The sequence below is a fragment of the Exiguobacterium artemiae 255-15 genome (genome assembly GCF_000019905.1).
GTDB classification, from domain to species: domain Bacteria; phylum Bacillota; class Bacilli; order Exiguobacteriales; family Exiguobacteriaceae; genus Exiguobacterium_A; species Exiguobacterium_A artemiae.
In genome coordinates this window covers 528,130-546,289 of the sequence record NC_010556.1, presented here as the reverse complement: position 1 = coordinate 546,289, position 18,160 = coordinate 528,130, and the positions used below count along the sequence as shown (strand labels likewise).

16 protein-coding genes are annotated in these 18,160 nt (G+C 45.5%); 8 read left to right on the top strand and 8 right to left on the bottom strand.

Annotation, left to right across the window (positions count from 1 at the left end; translation table 11 throughout):
• Positions 1 to 19: 19 nt before the first annotated feature.
• The 3 genes from EXIG_RS02785 (at position 20) to EXIG_RS02775 (ending at position 2,440) form a co-directional block, all read left to right on the top strand.
• Complete coding sequence (locus EXIG_RS02785; RefSeq protein WP_041261806.1) at positions 20 to 778, top strand: polysaccharide deacetylase family protein; 759 nt, start codon at positions 20 to 22, stop codon at positions 776 to 778.
• 12 nt (positions 779 to 790) lie between these two features.
• The gene (locus tag EXIG_RS02780; RefSeq protein ID WP_012369414.1) at positions 791 to 1,441 is read left to right on the top strand and encodes a YkyA family protein; all 651 of its coding nucleotides are present in this window, start codon (positions 791 to 793) and stop codon (positions 1,439 to 1,441) included.
• 93 nt (positions 1,442 to 1,534) lie between these two features.
• Positions 1,535 to 2,440: an EamA family transporter gene (locus EXIG_RS02775; RefSeq protein ID WP_012369413.1), complete on the top strand. Its 906-nt coding sequence runs from the start codon at positions 1,535 to 1,537 to the stop codon at positions 2,438 to 2,440.
• A 32-nt stretch (positions 2,441 to 2,472) separates the two neighbouring features.
• On the opposite strand, the gene nagE is transcribed toward EXIG_RS02775, so the two are convergent.
• The 3 genes from nagE to EXIG_RS02760 all read right to left on the bottom strand — a co-directional run bounded on the left by nagE (position 2,473) and on the right by EXIG_RS02760 (position 5,686).
• On the bottom strand, positions 2,473 to 3,981 hold the full coding sequence (nagE, locus tag EXIG_RS02770; protein WP_012369412.1) for an N-acetylglucosamine-specific PTS transporter subunit IIBC: 1,509 nt from the start codon (positions 3,979 to 3,981) through the stop codon (positions 2,473 to 2,475).
• 159 nt (positions 3,982 to 4,140) lie between these two features.
• A complete protein-coding gene (locus tag EXIG_RS02765; RefSeq protein ID WP_012369411.1) occupies positions 4,141 to 4,338 on the bottom strand; it encodes a CsbD family protein in 198 nt (65 codons plus the stop codon).
• A 145-nt stretch (positions 4,339 to 4,483) separates the two neighbouring features.
• Complete coding sequence (locus tag EXIG_RS02760; RefSeq protein ID WP_012369410.1) at positions 4,484 to 5,686, bottom strand: ornithine--oxo-acid transaminase; 1,203 nt, start codon at positions 5,684 to 5,686, stop codon at positions 4,484 to 4,486.
• Between the two features lie 173 nt (positions 5,687 to 5,859).
• Here EXIG_RS02760 and EXIG_RS02755 point away from each other — a divergent pair, with 173 nt between their 5' ends.
• Positions 5,860 to 7,917 (top strand): sensor domain-containing protein, encoded by a 2,058-nt coding sequence (locus EXIG_RS02755; RefSeq protein WP_012369409.1) that lies wholly within the window; start codon positions 5,860 to 5,862, stop codon positions 7,915 to 7,917.
• An 85-nt stretch (positions 7,918 to 8,002) separates the two neighbouring features.
• Here the strand turns inward: EXIG_RS02755 and EXIG_RS02750 are convergent, their stop codons facing one another.
• Positions 8,003 to 9,397, bottom strand: coding sequence for a basic amino acid/polyamine antiporter (locus EXIG_RS02750; protein WP_012369408.1), 1,395 nt, complete (start codon positions 9,395 to 9,397; stop codon positions 8,003 to 8,005).
• 118 nt (positions 9,398 to 9,515) lie between these two features.
• Here EXIG_RS02750 and EXIG_RS02745 point away from each other — a divergent pair, with 118 nt between their 5' ends.
• The gene (locus EXIG_RS02745) at positions 9,516 to 10,199 is read left to right on the top strand and encodes an MgtC/SapB family protein (RefSeq protein WP_012369407.1); all 684 of its coding nucleotides are present in this window, start codon (positions 9,516 to 9,518) and stop codon (positions 10,197 to 10,199) included.
• Between the two features lie 108 nt (positions 10,200 to 10,307).
• Positions 10,308 to 11,942, top strand: a complete 1,635-nt coding sequence (locus EXIG_RS02740; protein WP_012369406.1) for a peptide ABC transporter substrate-binding protein — start codon at positions 10,308 to 10,310, stop codon at positions 11,940 to 11,942.
• 87 nt (positions 11,943 to 12,029) lie between these two features.
• On the opposite strand, the gene EXIG_RS02735 is transcribed toward EXIG_RS02740, so the two are convergent.
• Both EXIG_RS02735 and ade read right to left on the bottom strand, forming a co-directional pair.
• Positions 12,030 to 12,287 (bottom strand): hypothetical protein, encoded by a 258-nt coding sequence (locus EXIG_RS02735; RefSeq protein WP_012369405.1) that lies wholly within the window; start codon positions 12,285 to 12,287, stop codon positions 12,030 to 12,032.
• Positions 12,288 to 12,474: 187 nt separating this feature from the next.
• Positions 12,475 to 14,205, bottom strand: a complete 1,731-nt coding sequence (gene ade, locus EXIG_RS02730; RefSeq protein ID WP_012369404.1) for an adenine deaminase — start codon at positions 14,203 to 14,205, stop codon at positions 12,475 to 12,477.
• A gap of 124 nt (positions 14,206 to 14,329) precedes the next feature.
• Between ade and EXIG_RS02725 the strand changes: the two genes are divergently transcribed.
• Together EXIG_RS02725 and EXIG_RS02720 are read left to right on the top strand one after the other, a co-directional pair.
• Positions 14,330 to 14,869 carry a gamma carbonic anhydrase family protein gene (locus EXIG_RS02725; protein WP_012369403.1) on the top strand — a complete coding sequence of 180 codons (540 nt, stop codon included), beginning with the start codon at positions 14,330 to 14,332 and terminating at the stop codon, positions 14,867 to 14,869.
• Positions 14,870 to 14,977: 108 nt separating this feature from the next.
• Positions 14,978 to 15,175, top strand: a complete 198-nt coding sequence (locus EXIG_RS02720; RefSeq protein ID WP_012369402.1) for a hypothetical protein — start codon at positions 14,978 to 14,980, stop codon at positions 15,173 to 15,175.
• Between the two features lie 144 nt (positions 15,176 to 15,319).
• Here EXIG_RS02720 and EXIG_RS02715 read toward each other — a convergent pair whose 3' ends face one another.
• Positions 15,320 to 16,903 (bottom strand): ABC transporter permease/substrate-binding protein, encoded by a 1,584-nt coding sequence (locus EXIG_RS02715; RefSeq protein WP_012369401.1) that lies wholly within the window; start codon positions 16,901 to 16,903, stop codon positions 15,320 to 15,322.
• Entirely contained in the window at positions 16,900 to 18,027 is a 1,128-nt protein-coding gene (locus EXIG_RS02710) for an ABC transporter ATP-binding protein (RefSeq protein ID WP_012369400.1), read from the bottom strand. The genes EXIG_RS02715 and EXIG_RS02710 overlap by 4 nt, the downstream gene beginning before the upstream one ends.
• Positions 18,028 to 18,160 lie beyond the last annotated feature (133 nt).

Below are 18,160 nucleotides of genomic sequence, written 5' to 3'. Positions count from 1 at the left end.
CGCCAAGCTTTTTATTCTAATGGCACTTATCCTTCTTCCGCTTGGTGGTTATATCGTTTATCAATACCTGACTTCAACACAACAACAAGCGGATGTAAAATCCGTTCAATCTTTACAGGAAGTTCCGACTCCGAACCTGGACAAGGCACGCGTCGAGAAATGGAACGGGATTACTAAAAAAGTGGCGTATCTGACATTTGAAGACGGACCGACCGCTTTGACTTCAGACATCTTGAAATCATTAAAAGAACAAGAAGTTAAAGCGACTTTCTTTTTGATCGGAAGTAACATCAATGAGCAACCGGATGTCGTCCGCTCGATGGCAAAGGCTGGACATTACATCGGACCACACAGTGAAACTCATGATTACGACACGTTGTATAAGAAAAAGCAGTATGTTCCCGAGATGCTGCGGGTACAGAAACAAATCAACCAACTGACGAATCACAGCCCGTTGTTGACACGTCCTCCTTATGGATCAACACCCGGCATTACCAAGTCGATTGCAAAAGAGATCGAACAGGCGAAACTTCGGGTGTGGGACTGGTCGATCGATTCGATGGACTGGTACTACAAAGATAGTGCCAAGGAAGTTGCCAACACTGTCATCAGCCGTGCGGAAGGCCCGGTCGAAATCATCCTGTTGCATGAACAACCACAAACATTGCAGGCATTGCCTGCGATTGTCGCCGGATTAAAGAAAAAAGGCTATCAATTTTCCATCTATGATGAAGATTTTCATGTCCCGTATAATTTCGCAAAATTCTCTAATTTATAAGGAGTTCCTTTCATGATTAATAAACGGATGATCCTCACCAGTTGTTTGACCTGTCTCGGCCTCTTGTTTCTCAGTGCCTGCTCGAGCGATCCCGCTGCTTCGATATATAACCAGTTGGAAGAACAGGCCAAGTCTGAACGAAAAGCCGCAGCGATTGCTGAACAACGGACGCGCCAAGACGAAATTTCCGTTAATACGTATCAAGCCGTTCTCGAAGCCGGAGCCGATGACATCAAACGGGCACAAAATGAACGGGAAGAATTAACCGCTTTGAATCAAAATCGTGCCGATTTGTTAAAGCAGGAAAAAACCATTCGTACCCGTGCTTTTGATAAGTTGGATCTTTCGGAACTAACGGGCAGTTTATCTTCGTTACCCGCCGCTAAAAAAGACGGGACCGCTCTTATCAAGGTCTTTAAAGAGCGGGAGAAAGCTTTTGATACGTTTTTAAAACGTTACACGGCAGCAATCGTGTCAGAAAAGAAAGTGCTTTCCTACTTGACCGAAAAACCGAACTTCGTTAAGATTGACGAAGCGACAGCTGATTTAAACCGGACTTCCCGTCAAGCGACAGAAGCACTCAAAACCTTTAATCGATTGACCGTCCGATACAATGAATTAAAGCCCACCTTTTATAAAAAGGCTGGACTCAACATTAAATAACTCACACAGGTTGCAACCAAACCCTGTCCAAAAAACCTGGACAAGGCCCCGTTGCAACCTTTTTTGTGCGTTCTAAAACATGGAGGGATCTGTATGAATCGTTCAAAAGCAACACTTTTCGTCTTAATCGGCGCCATCAGTTACGGCGTTCTGTCGACTATCGTCAAACTGGCTTACGGTGCCGGCTTTGACTCCGCCGCTGTTTCCGGAAGTCAATTCTTCTTCGGATGGTTGATGATTTTTGTCTTGGCCCTGCTGTCAAAAAATCTTCGTTTACATCCGAAAACAGCTCTTACTTTAATGGCCATCGGAATTTCAAGCGGGACGACCGGTTATCTGTATTACCAAAGCCTACAAACTGTTTCCGCTTCAGTTGCCATCATTCTCCTCTTCCAATTCACATGGATTGGTGTCGTGATTGATTCAATTTTGGCAAAACGTCTGCCGTCGCGTTCTCATTTCTTATCTGCCGTCCTATTGATCGGCGGTGCCGTTTTAGCCAGTGCAGCTTATACGAGTGCCCTTGATGTGCGCGGTACGTTGTTCGGACTCGGCGCAGCCGTCAGTTTCTCGATCTTCCTGCTTGCGAGCGGACGGGTCGCAAACCATGTACCGGTCATAAAAAAAAGCTTTTACATGATGACAGGCGGACTTCTGTTCGTCATGATCATGTATCCGCCGACGACTTTCCTGACTGCAACGAATTTCGAACAGGGACTGATCTGGTACGCACTTCCACTCGGTCTGTTCGCCTTGATCCTACCACCGCTGTTATTCGCAGCAGGTGCCCCACACTTAAGCCCGGCCAGCGTCTCTTTGCTTGGTGCAGCCGAACTGCCGACTGCCGTCATTTGTTCCGTCCTCATCCTCGGAGAGCATCTTTCCGGTTCACAGTGGATCGGGATCATCATCATCCTGATCGGGATTTTCTATCCGATTTATGTCAGCAGTCTGAAACAATCGACTACTTCTGTTCCACGTCAAAACGACCTCTCCTGAGCAATCAGGAAAGGTCGTTTTTTTTTGTAGCATTATTTTTGACGTTTCATCGCATCAGCGACGAACTCAACATCCGTACCGATGATGATTTGGACGTTTTTCGCGCCCATCTTCATCACACCTTTTGCGCCGGCCGCTTTAATTGCCGCTTCGTCAATGATCGTTGAATCTTTTACCTGGAGACGGAGACGTGTCGCACAGTTATCAATCGCTGTGACGTTGTCCGTTCCTTGTAAGCCTGCAAAAATCCGCGCTGCTTGTTGCTCGTACTTATCGTCTGATACACCCGTGACAGGGCCTGCATCCGTTACAAGTGATTCATCTTCACGACCCGGCGTTTTCAGATCAAATTTCGTGATCATGAAGTAGAACAGGAAGTAATAAATGACGGCGAATACGAGACCGACAACGAGTAAAAGCAACGGTTTTGTCGCGATTCCGAAGTTCAGGACATAGTCAATGAAACCGGCAGAGAAGGAGAACCCGTGCAAGATACCGAGTAAATTGACGACTGCCATGGAAACACCCGTCAACACGGCGTGCATGACATATAAGACCGGTGACAAGAACATGAATGAAAACTCAATCGGTTCCGTAATCCCTGTCAGGAATGATGTTAATCCAAGACCAATCATCGCCCCTGCGACGGCTTTCCGATTTTCTTTGCGTGCCGCCATGACCATGGCTGCTGCTGCAGCCGGTAAAGCGAACATCATGATCGGGAAAAATCCGGCTTGATAAATACCGGCTGTCGGATCTCCAGCGAAGAAGCGTGCGATATCTCCATTCGCAATTGTTCCATCCGCTTTTTCATATGAACCGAAGACAAACCAGAAAATATTGTTCAAGACATGGTGAAGACCGACAGGAATTAACAGACGGTTGAAGAATCCAAACAGTGCGGCCCCTCCTGCTCCAAGGCTGACCATCCATTCTCCCGCATTATTGATTCCGTCTTCAATGAACGGCCATAAGTAACCAAAGACAAACGCTAAGACCAGCATAGCGGCTGACGTGATGATCGGAACAAAACGGCGTCCGCCGAAGAATGCTAACCAATCCGGTAATTTAATATTGTAAAATCGGTTGTACAACAAACCGGCGACAATACCGGCAATGATCCCGCCGAACACAGCCATATTGACCATCGAACCTAAAGTTGCCTGATTGGCAATGGAACTTAAGGTCGCCCCATCCACTTTCGTCGAGGAGTCATTGACAATGGCGGCGATTGCATCGTACTTAGCCTGAATTTGAGCGTTCGAATAATCCTTGTTCATGGAGTCGACACCCGTTTTTAAGACCAGATACCCGACTGCTCCTGCCAAGCCGGCAGCGCCACTTGCATCAATCGATAATCCGATCGCGACACCAATCGCAAAAATTAGTGGAAGATTATCAAAAATCGCACCACCTGCTGCCACCATTAACGGAATATCCAACATATCGGCTGAACCGAGTCGAAGGACAATTCCCGCGGCTGGTAAAACGGCGATCGGCAGCATTAAAGCTTTACCGATTCGTTGAAGAAACTGCAACATATACTTCATCCTTTCCTAAATAAAAACAAATAATGACATGACGATGAAAACGCTTTAACATCTATTATTATTCCACATACACGTCTAAATGACTAGACCTTTATACATATTTTTTCATAAAAAAAGATCCCTTTAGATAAGGGACCTTACGGGTACAGATTAACGACGATTCGTATCTTCGAGATTCTGTTGAACATTACCAACTGTTTTTTTAGCATCGCCTTTAAGCTGATCTTTTTTGCCTTCACGTTCTGTTGATTTATCTCCTGTTGCTTTTCCGAGCGCTTCTTTCGCTTTTCCGGCAACTTTATCAACTAAACCATCAGCTTTTTTGTTTAATCCGCTATCATGTGACATGTTCATTACCCCCTATTTTTTTAACGCATAGTAGTATGTTCCCACCTGAAACAGATTCAAACATTTCTCTGCTCTCATTTGCTCCCAGTCTTAGGGGTCCATCAATCGAAAAACTCCCTATCGCTTTCCGATAGGGAGTGGACTGTCACTGTGCAACCGAGACGCCGAGGACTTGTTCAATCCGTTCGAATGCCCAGTCTAATTCTTCTTTTGTAATGACGAGTGGTGGTGCAAAACGAATGACTGTCTCATGTGTTTCCTTGCAGAGCAATCCTTTTTCTTTTAATGCTTCGCAATACGGACGAGCCGCTTCTGTCAATTCGACACCGATGAATAATCCGCGCCCACGAACTTCTTTAATCATCGGATTGTCGATTTCTTTTAGACGGTTCATAAAGTATGTTCCGAGCTCTAGTGAACGTTCCGGTAACTTCTCTTCTTCCAAAACTTCAAGTGAAGCGACAGATACCGCACAGGCCAATGGATTTCCGCCGAATGTCGAACCATGCGATCCCGGATTAAAGACACTCAGGATATCGTGGTTGGCAGCCACACAAGAAATCGGGAACACGCCGCCCCCCAGTGCTTTTCCTAAGATGTACATATCTGGTGTTACATTGTCCCAGTCCGAAGCAAACCATTTACCCGAACGGCCCAGTCCTGATTGGATTTCATCCGAGACGAGCAATACGTTTTGTTCCTTACAGACGTCCTGGGCATCTTTCAAGAATCCTTCGTACGGAATCAGGATACCCGCTTCACCTTGGATCGGCTCAACGATGAAGGCAGCTGTATTTTCCGTGATGGCGCCTTTCAGTGCTTCCAAATCCCCGTATGGAATCGTTTTGATGCCCGGTAAGAGTGGTCCGAATCCACGTTGATACTCGGCTTCTGTTGACATCGAAACAGCCGTCATCGTCCGACCATGGAAGTTCCCTTCGCAGACGATGATTTCGGCATCTCCAGGAATTTGTTTGACTTCGTACGCCCAGCGACGTGCTGCCTTAACTGCCGTCTCGACCGCTTCCGCTCCCGTATTCATCGGCAGGACCATATCTTTTCCTGTCAATTGCGCGACCTTCTCATAAAAGAACCCCAACTGGTCATTGTGAAACGCGCGCGATGTCAGCGTAATTTTATCCGCTTGCCGTTTTAAGGCTTCGATGATTTTCGGATGACGGTGTCCTTGGTTCACAGCTGAATAGGCACTAAGCATATCCATATATTCGCGGCCTTCAGGATCTTTGACGAACACCCCTTCTGCCTCCGAGATGACGATTGGAAGCGGATGATAGTTGTGTGCCCCGAATTTCTCTGTCTGTGTAATGATTTTCTCTGTTTGATTCATGATAAATCCCCCTTTTTCGCTTGGAAAACGCTTTCATTCTGATTATAACAGATTCACACGGATAATCTTCAATCGAAATACAGGATTTATTCGCATGAAAATTGAATATACTGGGAATAGACAAGACAAGTGAACCGTCATCTCTGATCATTTAAAAGGAGTGTGCGTCCGTAATGGATCGTTCGACCATTAGTTCCTACGAAACTGTCATGCAAGGATTTCCTTTACCTGCATTTATCCTACACGTCGATTTAACCGTCCATTCTTGGAATGAGGCTGCCGAATCCTGCTGGGGCTGGTCGGCACAAGAAGTTACCGGACAACTGGTCCCGCTCCTTGACCCGGAAGATGCTGCGTTCAGCCGGCAAATCTGGTATTCATTTTTAGAAAAGCGGCAATCGATGCAATTACCGAATACAACATTTCTTCATAAATCAGGTGACCGTTCGACATCGACGTTGCTCGTCTCACCGCTCTTTGATGAAAAAAACGAACCTTCTGGTGCTTTTTTCTGTCAGCTGCCTTCTTCCACTCAACAGAATGCAACCAAACCGTTATTTCAAGGATTGATGGACTTACGCTATGCGTTTGATCAAATCGCTTGTGTCGCAATATTCGACGCACGGGGAACGATTCAATACGCCAATACCAATTTGACGGATATTACGGGTTTTTGCCCACACCTGTTGCTCGGTCAACCTTGGACGATATTACTAGATTCGTCTGAAGACGTCCTTCCCATGATTCGCTCTCAAATCAAGAAGAAAAAAGCCTGGTCCGGGAAGCTGTCCATATCGACACAGGATGAGTCTAAAAAAGTGTTTCATGCCACTTTGATTCCGGTTTATGACGTAAACGGTGTCCGTTTCCAACATCTTTTCATTGGTACCGATATTACGGAAACCGAACATCTCGAACAGGAACTTGATTTTTTAGTCCATCATAATGAATTGACCCATCTGCTGAATAGACGTGGCTTTCTTCGGGAAGGTCAGGTCTTATTCTCCAAAGCATCTGATGATCTCCCGATCTCACTCATCTTATTTGATATTGATCGTTTTAAAGTCATCAACGATTCCTTCGGGACACATGTCGGCGACCAACTTTTACAAGCGTTAGCCAAACGTTTGTCCGAACATGCAAAACAGCTGTTAACGTTCCATCCGACGAGTGACTTGTTTGGTGTGGTGCTCGAAGTCACAGACCGGAATGCCTTGTTCCAATATGCCCGGAAACTGCAACAAGTATTGCAACGTCCCTATTATATTAATGGGCATTCCTTAATCATCTCCTGTACGTTCGGAATTACCGTCTATCCTTCGGAAGCCAAATCACTTGAAGATTTGTACCGTCGTTCGGAGATGGCCCTGTATGCCGGAAAATCAATCGGCACAGGAACAATCCAGTATTTGACCCATGAAATGGATGAGCAGTTCACCCGGAAATTACAGCTCGAACGCTCATTATTTACGGCTTTAGAGGATCAAGCCCTTCATTTGGTCTATCAACCCATCATCAACTTGAAAACCAAGCATGTCGATGGTTTTGAAGCGCTGTTGCGTTGGAATCATACGGCACTCGGGAGCATTCCTCCGGATGAGTTCATTCCCCTTGCCGAAGAAGCGGCTTTGATTACACCCATCAACAACTGGGTCGTCATCGAAGCCTGCGAACGACTCGCACTTTGGCAGAAACAGATTGCACCTGATTTGACGATGGCCATCAACATTTCACCGCATCAGTTCCAAAGCGATTCGTTTGTCCGGACCTTACAGCATGTCGTGTCTCAAAAAAAGATCGATCCCCGATTCGTGACACTCGAACTGACGGAAAATATCGCAATTTTACAGACACAGCGGACAATTGAACGGATGCAACTGATCCAAGCGCTTGGTTTCCGATTATCGATTGATGATTTTGGAACAGGTTATTCTTCCTTACAATATTTGCGTGCTTTTCCGATTGATGAACTCAAGATCGATAAAGTCTTCATTGACGGCATCGATTTAGGAGAAAACGGGTTGCTCGACTCAATCATTCAACTTGGTCAAAACTTAAAGTTGAATCTGGTCGCAGAAGGCGTCGAAACGACGACTGCCCTGAGTTATCTGGAAGCGACCGCCTGCCAGCAGATGCAAGGATTCATTTTTTCCGAACCGTTGTCTGTTGAGGAAGTAGAACTGCGTTTTGGTTCATCCAATCCTGAAGAACCGGACAATAAGGACAACTAAAAAACAGGAGCCGGACTAGACTCCGGCTCCTGTTTTTCGTATAAAGACGGTTTTTGAAGTCCGCCGATGAGATTCGTCCATTGTCTTACAATTGAATTTGTCCACCGATCATCCCGTAAACTGCAACCGCAGCTAAGATAATTAAAATTCCACTCGCAATCATTTCGTAACGCGACATACCGCCCCGCTTCTGCTCCCGCTCCGCCATCAGATAGGCGATGATACCCGGTGCATAGACGAGGGCTGCGATGACGATATACCAAATCCCTGAAGCGTAGACGAGCCACAGTGAATAGGCGGCGGCAATCGTCGAGAAGATCAGCATCTTTGTATTGCGTTCTGCCCGTGAAAAACGGACACTGTACACGGCAGACAACAGATACGGCAACAATGCACAAATTCCGGCAATACTGGATAAGACTAAATACGTCTGTGCAGAAAATAAGGCGATACCTGCAACGAACTGGGTCGCAATTTGAGTGATCAGCAACGCACCGACCGGCGCCCCTTTCCGGTTCGTTTTGGCAAAGAACTTTGGAAAAGCACCGTCTTTAGCCACGAGATAAGAAATTTCAGACGCCAGAATCGTCCATCCGAGCAGTGCTCCGGATAACGAAATGATCAGTCCGACCATAATCAACGTTGCTCCAAACGGACCAATCGCAGCTTCGAGCACATAAGCCATTGTTGGTTCTTGTAATCCTGCTAACTGTTCCTGGTTCAAAACACCGAGCGATAAGACGGAAATCAGGATGTAGATGACAAGTACTCCGACAAGCCCTACGACTGTCGCCTTCCCGACATCACTCCGTTTGTTGGCGCGTGTCGACAAGACGACAGCCCCTTCAATCCCGACGAAGGCCCAAAGCGTCACAAGCATCGTTCCTTTGACTTGCGTAAAGATACTGCCTAATTCCGTTCCTTCTCCCCAAAAATTCAGGTTAAACGTCTTCACATTAAAAGCAATTGCTACCAATAAAATAAAAATCAAAATGGGAACGAGCTTTGCGATCGTCGTAATCAGGTTGACAAGTGTCGCTTCTTTAATCCCGCTCGAGACGATGAAAAACAGTCCCCATACGACAACGATACTCATCACTAACAAAAATACACGATTTTCTGATGAGAAAATCGGGAAAAAGTAACTGAGTGCATTAAAGACCAACGTTATGTTGGCAACTGTCCCGATCCAGGCCGAGACCCAATATCCCCAGGCGCTGTTAAAACCGACAAATCGTCCGAATCCTTCACGGGCATATGCGTAAATGCCGCCTTCAAGTTCCGGTTTACTGTTTGCCAAGTGTTGAAAGACCAGCGCCAGCATAATCATGCCAAGACCAGTAATTCCCCATCCGATTAGAATCGGACCTGCACTCGCTTTTTGAGCCATTGCTCCCGGCAGATTGAAGGCACCTCCACCGACCATCGATCCAATGACCATTGCGGCTAAAGCAAAAAAGCCGATTTTTTGTTGATTCATCCTCTAACACGTCCTTTATTTCTTGTATATCTATTCATATCAAATGTATATTAATTCGAAAGACACAAAATTCATTATAACAAAATCAAAGCCATTGTAAAGAAAGGATTTGATCAATATGAATTGGATCCATTCGTTCCAACTAGAGGACTTTTTTAAATTGATGATAGCCGCACTGTTCGGTATCATCATCGGATTCGAACGCGAAATCAAAAATAAGCCTGTTGGTATACGTACTAGCCTCGTAATTACCCTGATCAGTTGTCTGTTAACCATCGTATCCATTAAGTCTGTCGTGCTGTACAGTACGATTGCCCCCAATGCCCAAATGGATCCGATGCGTCTTGTCGCTCAAGTCGTCGCCGGAATCGGCTTCATCGGCGCCGGCGTGATTTTAAGACGTCCGCACGATATCGTCAGTGGTTTGACGACTGCTGCCATCATTTGGGCAGCCAGTGGAATTGGCATTGCACTCGGAGCTGGCTTTATCCTAGAAGCCACGTTTTTAGTCCTCTTTTTATTTTTTTCATTGGAAGGACTGACTTGGGTCATGAAGCGGGTCAACAATAGCCGATTCGAAGCTAACGTCATCGTTGCCCACCTGACTCTCGCAGCGGATACGGATGCTCAAACGGTCAAAACAGCATTAGAAAAAAAAGGAGTCCGCATTACTAATATCCGGTTACGCGGTCATGCGCGGCAGTTGACTTTACGGATGTATTCTCCTCATAAACTGACGATATTCATACTTTATGACTACTTGAAAACACTCGGAATTGAGCATATAGACCTTGATCAATAGAAATTGTCAGAAAATTTGTGTTGCATTTTTACTCGCTTTCACTTAAATTTACATTATGTTCACACTTTTCTGAAATCATTTCAGTCTAATCGGGGGGTCATCTTTCACATGAAGAAACAAACTAAAATTGCCTTTGCTGGACTATCCAGCATGGCGCTGCTCGCAGTAGCAGCTTGTGGCCAAAGCAATGAATCAGATGGAAACTCTTCTTCCTCAAAAGAAAAAAAACAAGAGGTGACACTCATCTCGACTACGGATGTGCCACAACTTGATCCAACAAAAACAACGGACTCAACATCCATCATCGTTACGAACAACGTCTTTGAAGGTCTCTACCGTCTTGACGGCGACAACAAACCGACTGCCGGAATCGCAGAAAGTGTCGAAGTATCAGATGATAAGAAAACATATACATTTAAACTCCGTAAAGATGCCAAGTGGTCAGATGGTTCAGCTGTTACGGCAGACGACTTCATCTACTCTTGGAAACGTGCACTCGATCCAAAAACAGGAGCAGAGTACGCATACATCCTTCAGGATTTAAAAAATGCTAACAAAATCTTAGCCGGTGAAGCAGAACTCGATTCGCTCGGTGTCAAGAAAGTAGACGATCAAACTCTTGAAGTGCAATTGGAAGCTCCTGCTCCATACTTCCTCGGATTGACAAGTTTCCCTACTTACTTACCACTCAAGCAATCGTTTGTCGAAGAAAAAGGCGACAAGTTTGCGACAAACGTCGACTCGATGCTCTTCAACGGACCATTCATTTTGGATAAGTGGCAATCTAATTCCGGTTGGACATATAAGAAAAACCCGGATTACTGGGATAAAGCAAACGTCAAAATGGAAAAAATCGATGTAAAAGTCGTTAAAGAAATTTCGACTGGTGTCAACTTGTTCGAGTCGAAAGACGTCGACTTCGCACCTATCACATCGGAGTTCGTCTCACAATACGAAAAATCCGACAACTACAAGACACGTCCAGATGCACGGATCAACTTCCTCCGATTCAACCAAAAAAATAAAGCACTTAAAAACGAAAACATCCGTAAAGCGCTTGCACTTGGTTTTGAAAAACAAGGAATTACAGACGTCATCTTAAATGACGGTTCAAAACCGGCTAACTTCATCGTCGCAAAAGACTTTACATTCACACCGGATGGGGAAGATTTCCGTGCCAAATATCCAGATCTCCAAAGCTTTGATGCAACAGAAGCGAAAAAAGCATGGGATTCCGGCCTAAAAGAACTCGGTGTCAAAACAGTAGAACTCGATATGTTGTCACGTGATGAAGATGCCTTCAAGAAAGTTTCTGAATTCTTAAAAGGTGATCTCGAGAAAAACTTACCGGGTCTTACGGTCAACATCAAGCAACAACCGTTCAAAAACTTCCTGGACCTCGAGTCTAAAGGCGATTACGACATCTCTGCTGCCGGTTGGGGCCCTGACTACCAGGATCCAATGACGTTCCTCGATATGTGTTTAACAGGCGGAAGCTTTAACCGTATGGAATACTCGAACAAAGAGTTCGATAAGATGATTAAAGAAGCTAAAGCAGAGCCGGATGAAGCAAAACGTTGGTCGACGCTTCAAGAAGCTGAAAAAATGCTCTTGGCAGAAGACTATGCGATTGCTCCAATCTACCAAAAAGGTGAAGCATACTTGCAACGTGCGAATATCGACAAACTATATCGTCACCCATTCGGAGCAGACATGAGCTTCAAATGGATGGAAGTAAAATAAGTATCCTCCTACCGGTTACCAGGCTTCCCTTGGTGACCGGTTTTTGTATACAACAAAGACCCCTTCTGCCGGAGCCGATCGGGGTCTTTACTGTGCGATTTGTTTATAAAATTCGATTTCTTCCCGCTGTCCTTCTTCGACAGCACGGAAAAATTCAGCAAAAAATGCGTATAAGACGGTTCGTTCCTGATAGGTCGGACCAGCCTGTCGAATCACTGAAAACGCAAGATTTCGTAACTGACGTTTTGTACGCCGGTTGTTTGGTAACTCATGAAACTGGTCGATAAACGAACGGTATACATCAGCAATCAACTTTTCATGACCTTCAAAATATGACTTATCCATTGAATCTGTCCTTTCTGATTGTTCTCTTCTTTTCTACGGAGTATCCTCCTGAAAAGTTTCATTAAGCTACACTTTTCACAAAGATATAAGACCTACTATAACAAGGATCAAATAATGATTCAACCGGAAAACTATTAAGAAAAGGTAAAGTCCACGTCATCACCTTTCGTGGACTTTACCTTTTCATTTAAGCTTGTACTGCAATATGTTGGAACGTTTTAACGTCAAACAATCCGCTGTCCGTTAACTTCAGATTCGGGATGACAGGCAAACAGAGGAACGACATCGTCAAGTACGGATTAAAGGAACGGTCGGCTTCTAATACATCAAGTGCATCATTGAGCGCTTCGAGTGTATCTCCGACTTCCTGGAAAGGACGACTCGTCATGAGTCCCGCGATTTCAAGCGGCAACTCCGCCAGAACTTCTGTCCCATTGACCGCAATGACACCTCCACCCGCCTTAATCAGACGCTCTGCCGCAAGTTTCATCTCGGCATCCGATGTTCCGACGATGACAAGGTTATGCGAATCATGGGCGACCGTCGCCGCAATGGCACCTCGCTTCATGCCAAACCCTTTAACGATGCCGACTGCTGAGAAGTTGGTCGCATTATGACGCTCGATGACGGCGATTTTCAATAAGTCTTGTTCCGGGACGGGGACAAATTTCCCGTCCTGTAAAGGCACATCCAAAATCAAATGTTCCGTGACAATACTTTTCGGGATGATTCCGATGACATGCGCTTTCGTTTTTTCTAATACGAGTTCAAAAACTTGATCCGTGATCGGCTTCGTTTTCAGTTCGCCGCGCAATGTCGACGGGACCGCTATCTTTTGGGATGAGATGATTGTTTTACCGGCTCGGGCGACCGGCTCTCCACTGACAAACACTTCATCAATGATCACTTGATCGGCATCCTGCAAGATGACAAAGTCGGCACGACGTCCCGGGACGATTGCTCCACGGTCATTTAGTTGATACGCATTAGCTGCATGAAGAGAAGCCATTGCATAGGCCGTTTCACGCTTAATACCGTGCTGTATGGCATAGCGGATATTATAGTCGATCGTTCCTTCACGTAACGTGTCGTCCAGGTGCTTATCGTCCGTACAGAAAAGGAATCGACCGGCATTGCTTTCCGTGACCGCATCAAGCACTTCCTGGAGATTCCGGGCAGCCGATCCTTCCCGGACTTCGACGTATAATCCGCGACGTGCCCGCTCAATTGCCTCTTGTTTACTGACTGCTTCGTGATCCGTCCGAATACCTGCTACACCATAGATATTCAATTCACGTGCGCCAAGTCCTGCGGCATGACCATCGACCAGTTTACCAGCACTCTCGATTTGTTCAATTTTTTTCAGCATATCACGATCAGCCCGTTCGACAGCAGGATAGTCCATGACTTCCCCTAAGCCATGCACTCCCGGATGCTTAACAAAAGGTGCGAGTGCCGCTGCATCGAGCGATGCCCCGGCATGTTCAAATGATGTCGCCGGAACACAGCTCGGCAACATCATTCGCACGTCAAGCGACAGTCCTGCTGCATCGTCCAACATGAACTGGAGCCCTTCCGCTCCCTTTACGTTCGCAATCTCATGCGGATCGGCAATGACGGTCGTTACACCGAGCGGTAAAATCGCCTGTTCGTATTCACTTGGTGTCACCATCGATGACTCGATATGGACATGGCCGTCAATGAAACTCGGCGCAATGAATTTTCCTGTTCCGTCAATCATTTCAATTCCTTCATATCCGTCGCCGACAGCGGCAATGTAGCCGGAATCTACCGCAACATCCGCTTGATACGTCTCACGTGTCATGACATCGATGACCTGAATGCCTTGATAGACGACCGCTGCTTTCTCTTTTTTGGCGGCAATGGTAATAAGTCGTGCCCGAATTGTCTGATTCATCCTGTTTCCTCCTGGTGTGAACGGTATTTTTACCATCTTACAATTAGTATGTAAGCAGTTGCAATTTATTTTTCCAACAGTCAAGATGAAAACGTACACTTGAAAGTAAAAGGGAGGAACAGACATGAAATATCGTGTAGGTCAATTGGTTCCAAACGTCGATCCGAGCGTCTACATCGCAGACGGCGCCAAAGTCATCGGAGAGGTCGAAATCGGTAAAGATTCGACTGTGTGGTTCAATACGGTCATCCGGGGAGATGAAGGTCCGATTAAAATTGGCGAGCGTGTCAATATTCAGGACGGATCCATGATTCATCAGTATGAAGGGTATCCGACCATCATTGAAGATGATGTCACGATCGGACACATGGCAATGATTCACGGGGGAATCATTCGCCAAGGCGCTTTGATCGGGATGTCGGCGACGATTTTGGACCAAGCTGAAATCGGAAGCGGTGCATTCGTTGCAGCCGGCAGTCTGGTCCCACCTAAAATGGTCGTTCCTCCGAATTCGATGGTCATGGGCGTTCCGGCAAAAATCGTTCGTGAAATCAGTGATCATGACCGGTTCATCATGGAACGGACGATCCGGAAATACGTCAAACGGGGTCAACAATATGCTGCTGACTGCACGCCACTCGAAGAAGATTTGACGACAATGTGAAAACGTTTACAAAGTTCACCTGTTTTTAACAATTTACCTCTCGTTTGTTTACATCTCTCCCTTACACTGTAGAAGTAAGGCAGGAATCACGACGGGGGAGGATTTAAAATGACACCATTATTCGAAGAACGGTTGATGGCTGACTTGTTTTCATCCACAAATAATCCGAGTTACGGTTTGCCGACTTTACCTGTATACGAAACAGATGGGTTGACGAAAGAGTTGCAAGCACGTATTGTTAATGATGCCGAGCAAAAATCCTTGAGTTTAGGAATAATTCAATCAAGAGAGGAAGAACATGTATGATTCAGCAAAATACAGTTCGCGCTTGGCTCGCTAGTCGAATCAAAAAATAATGATCTACCAGGATTACCTATTTTCCAAAACGATATAGCGCGTCAGCGCGCATGATAAAGAGACGAAGCGGATTCCCGCCTCGGCTCTCTTTTTTTACTTTTTAATGAGTTCTTCTTCAATCAAGAATTCACGTGCCACATCTTCCGGGCGTTCTTTTTCAACATCGGCTTTAAAGTTCAATTCCTGCATCTTTTTATCCGTAATCTTATCTTTCAACAGGTTCAGGACTTCTTTTAGTTCCGGATGTTCTTCGAGTGTTTCTTGACGTACAATCGGGACTGCATAGTACGGTGGGAAAAATTCTTTATCATCTTCAAGAACTGTCAGATCAAACTTTTTCAATAAGCCGTCTGTCGAGAAGCTGTCGATGACATTTGTTTTTCCATTTGTCAATGCAGTATAACGAAGACCACCATCGACAGGCTGAACATCTTTGAATTTCATATCAGGATATTTCTCTTTCAATCCGAGGTATCCATCTTCGCGGTTCGCAAACTCAATCGTCGATCCTAAAATGAGGCGATTACTGACGCCCGCCATATCAGAGACCGTTTTTAAATCATATTTTTTGATATCTTCTTTTGTCATCGCAAGAGCGTACGTGTTGTTAAAGCCGATTGGCTCCAGAACATCAACCTGGCTCTTTTCCGGAATCATTTTTCCGACCTTCTTATAGACGGCTTCCGGATCGGTTTCCAGTTTTTGTTTCAGGACATCAATCAATAATGTACCGGTATATTCGACATAGGCATCGATTTCACCCGTTTCAAGCGCTCCATAGGCAACTTTTGTGCCTCCGAGATTGAGCTGGCGTTCGACTTCCAAATCGGTTTTATCTTCAATTAAATCGGCTAACATATTTCCTAAAATCAATTGTTCCGTAAAGTTTTTTGAACCGATGACGATTTTATCCGTTTTTAAGAACGAATAGGCAACGGTTCCGCCAATCAATAGGAAAACAATCGCTGCAATTGCAATTTTCTTTCCGGCCGACATTGCTTTCCGGCGTTTACGGGCTCTGCTTTTCACCCGACCGTCCGCAAGCGGAATTCCGTTCGGCGCGACGGAATACTCAATCCGGCTAACGATGAAATCAATCGCTAATGCTAAGATGCCTGCAGGAATGGCACCGGCAAGAATCTGATTGTTATCAACAGTTTGAATACCGGAGAAGACCAGATACCCCAGTCCACCTGCACCGATGAAGGCAGAGATCGTCATCAGACCGACAGCCGTCACGGCAGAGATCCGAATTCCGGCCATCATGATCGGTAACGCCAGTGGAATTTGAACTTTACCCAAAATCTGACGATCCGTTAACCCGATTCCTTTCGCTGCTTCCAGCATGTCTCCCGGAATACTTGATAACCCGGTGTACGTGTTTTTGACAATCGGAAGCAGTGAGTAGAGAACGACCATGATAATAGCAGGTGTTGAACCGATTCCGATGAACGGAATCAGGAATCCGAGCAAGGCAAGACTTGGCACAGCTTGGACGACACTTGTCAATGCAAGGATCGGCTTCGCAAAACGTTGATACCGCGTGATGAGAATACCGATTGGAATTCCTAGTACAACGGCAATGACGACTGCCAACACAGTCAACTGTAAGTGTTCGAGCAATAAGTCAAAAATTTGACCGGTATTATTTTGAACATAATCTAAAAATCCATTCATTGAACTTCCTCCTCCTGAATGAACTGCTCACTCAAGACGGAAAGCAAGCTACTTCTTGTAATTAATCCACGTAATTGTCCTGATTTATTTGTTACCGGCAGATACCCTGTCTCTTCATGGTTCATGACTTCAAGTACATCAAGCAAGGAGTCCTGCTCATCAACAGCAACCAGCTCCCCTTCCATGACGTCTTCAATCCGGACACCTTTATCAGGAGCCGTTTGAATGTTCTTCAGTTTGACGATTCCCTGGAGGATACGATCGCGGTCTGTGATCAACAGGCTGTCGACTTTACGTCCCCGCATGATTTCAATCCCCTGCAACAGAGTCCGTTTCCCACTGATCGAGACAGGATCTTCAATCATGATGTCCTCTGCTTTAATGAACGCCGGACTGCTCCAAATCTTATTTTTCCCAATAAAGGATTCGACGTATTCGTCTTTCGGATGACGTAAGATTTCTTCCGGTGTATCAAACTGAACGATTTCCCCATCGCGCATGATACAAATCCGATCAGCCAGCTTGATCGCCTCATCCATATCATGTGTGACGAAAACAATCGTCTTCTTGACTTCTTCCTGGAGGTTGAATAATTCTTCTTGGAGGTCATTTCGTGTGACGGGGTCAAGCGCACTGAACGGTTCATCCATCAGGATGACGTCCGGGTCATTCATTAAGGCACGGGCAAACCCGACGCGTTGTTGTTGTCCACCACTGAGTTCACTCGGATAACGGTCAATGAATTGTTTAGGATCAAGACCGACCATCTGTAACAGTTCTTCCGTCCGAACATCCATCTGATCGTGGTCTTTCCCTTCAAGCCCGGCAATCAATTGAATGTTCTCCCGGACAGTCATGTGCGGAAAGAGACCGGTCTGTTGGATGACGTATCCCATATGACGACGCAATTCAATCGTATCCGTCTTCATGATGTCCTTTCCGTTGACTAAAATCGTTCCTGACGAGGGTTCAATCAAACGATTGATCATTTTTAAGGATGTCGTTTTCCCACATCCACTCGGTCCGATGAACACAACCAGCTCGCCCTCTTTGATTTCGAGAGTTAAGCCTTTTAAGACAACGTTGTCTTTAAATTGCTTCCCGACGTTTTTAAATTCAATCATTCGTTTCCACTCCTTTTACTATTTCCATATACCATATGTTCCCTATTCATTTCAGGGCTAAACAATTATTTAAGATTAATCCGTTTAGACTCATAAAAATTCGGGAATTATTTCCCTATTTTTTAGTTTTTTT

Bases quoted from the DNA above. Each gene is read 5' to 3' on its own strand.
- EXIG_RS02785 (WP_041261806.1), top strand. From the start codon at position 20: ATGGCACTTATCCTTCTTCCGCTTGGTGGTTATATCGTTTATCAATAC.
- EXIG_RS02780 (WP_012369414.1), top strand. From the start codon at position 791: ATGATTAATAAACGGATGATCCTCACCAGTTGTTTGACCTGTCTCGGC.
- EXIG_RS02775 (WP_012369413.1), top strand. From the start codon at position 1,535: ATGAATCGTTCAAAAGCAACACTTTTCGTCTTAATCGGCGCCATCAGT.
- nagE (WP_012369412.1), bottom strand. From the start codon at position 3,981: ATGTTGCAGTTTCTTCAACGAATCGGTAAAGCTTTAATGCTGCCGATC.
- EXIG_RS02765 (WP_012369411.1), bottom strand. From the start codon at position 4,338: ATGTCACATGATAGCGGATTAAACAAAAAAGCTGATGGTTTAGTTGAT.
- EXIG_RS02760 (WP_012369410.1), bottom strand. From the start codon at position 5,686: ATGAATCAAACAGAGAAAATCATTACACAGACAGAGAAATTCGGGGCA.
- EXIG_RS02755 (WP_012369409.1), top strand. From the start codon at position 5,860: ATGGATCGTTCGACCATTAGTTCCTACGAAACTGTCATGCAAGGATTT.
- EXIG_RS02750 (WP_012369408.1), bottom strand. From the start codon at position 9,397: ATGAATCAACAAAAAATCGGCTTTTTTGCTTTAGCCGCAATGGTCATT.
- EXIG_RS02745 (WP_012369407.1), top strand. From the start codon at position 9,516: ATGAATTGGATCCATTCGTTCCAACTAGAGGACTTTTTTAAATTGATG.
- EXIG_RS02740 (WP_012369406.1), top strand. From the start codon at position 10,308: ATGAAGAAACAAACTAAAATTGCCTTTGCTGGACTATCCAGCATGGCG.
- EXIG_RS02735 (WP_012369405.1), bottom strand. From the start codon at position 12,287: ATGGATAAGTCATATTTTGAAGGTCATGAAAAGTTGATTGCTGATGTA.
- ade (WP_012369404.1), bottom strand. From the start codon at position 14,205: ATGAATCAGACAATTCGGGCACGACTTATTACCATTGCCGCCAAAAAA.
- EXIG_RS02725 (WP_012369403.1), top strand. From the start codon at position 14,330: ATGAAATATCGTGTAGGTCAATTGGTTCCAAACGTCGATCCGAGCGTC.
- EXIG_RS02720 (WP_012369402.1), top strand. From the start codon at position 14,978: ATGACACCATTATTCGAAGAACGGTTGATGGCTGACTTGTTTTCATCC.
- EXIG_RS02715 (WP_012369401.1), bottom strand. From the start codon at position 16,903: ATGAATGGATTTTTAGATTATGTTCAAAATAATACCGGTCAAATTTTT.
- EXIG_RS02710 (WP_012369400.1), bottom strand. From the start codon at position 18,027: ATGATTGAATTTAAAAACGTCGGGAAGCAATTTAAAGACAACGTTGTC.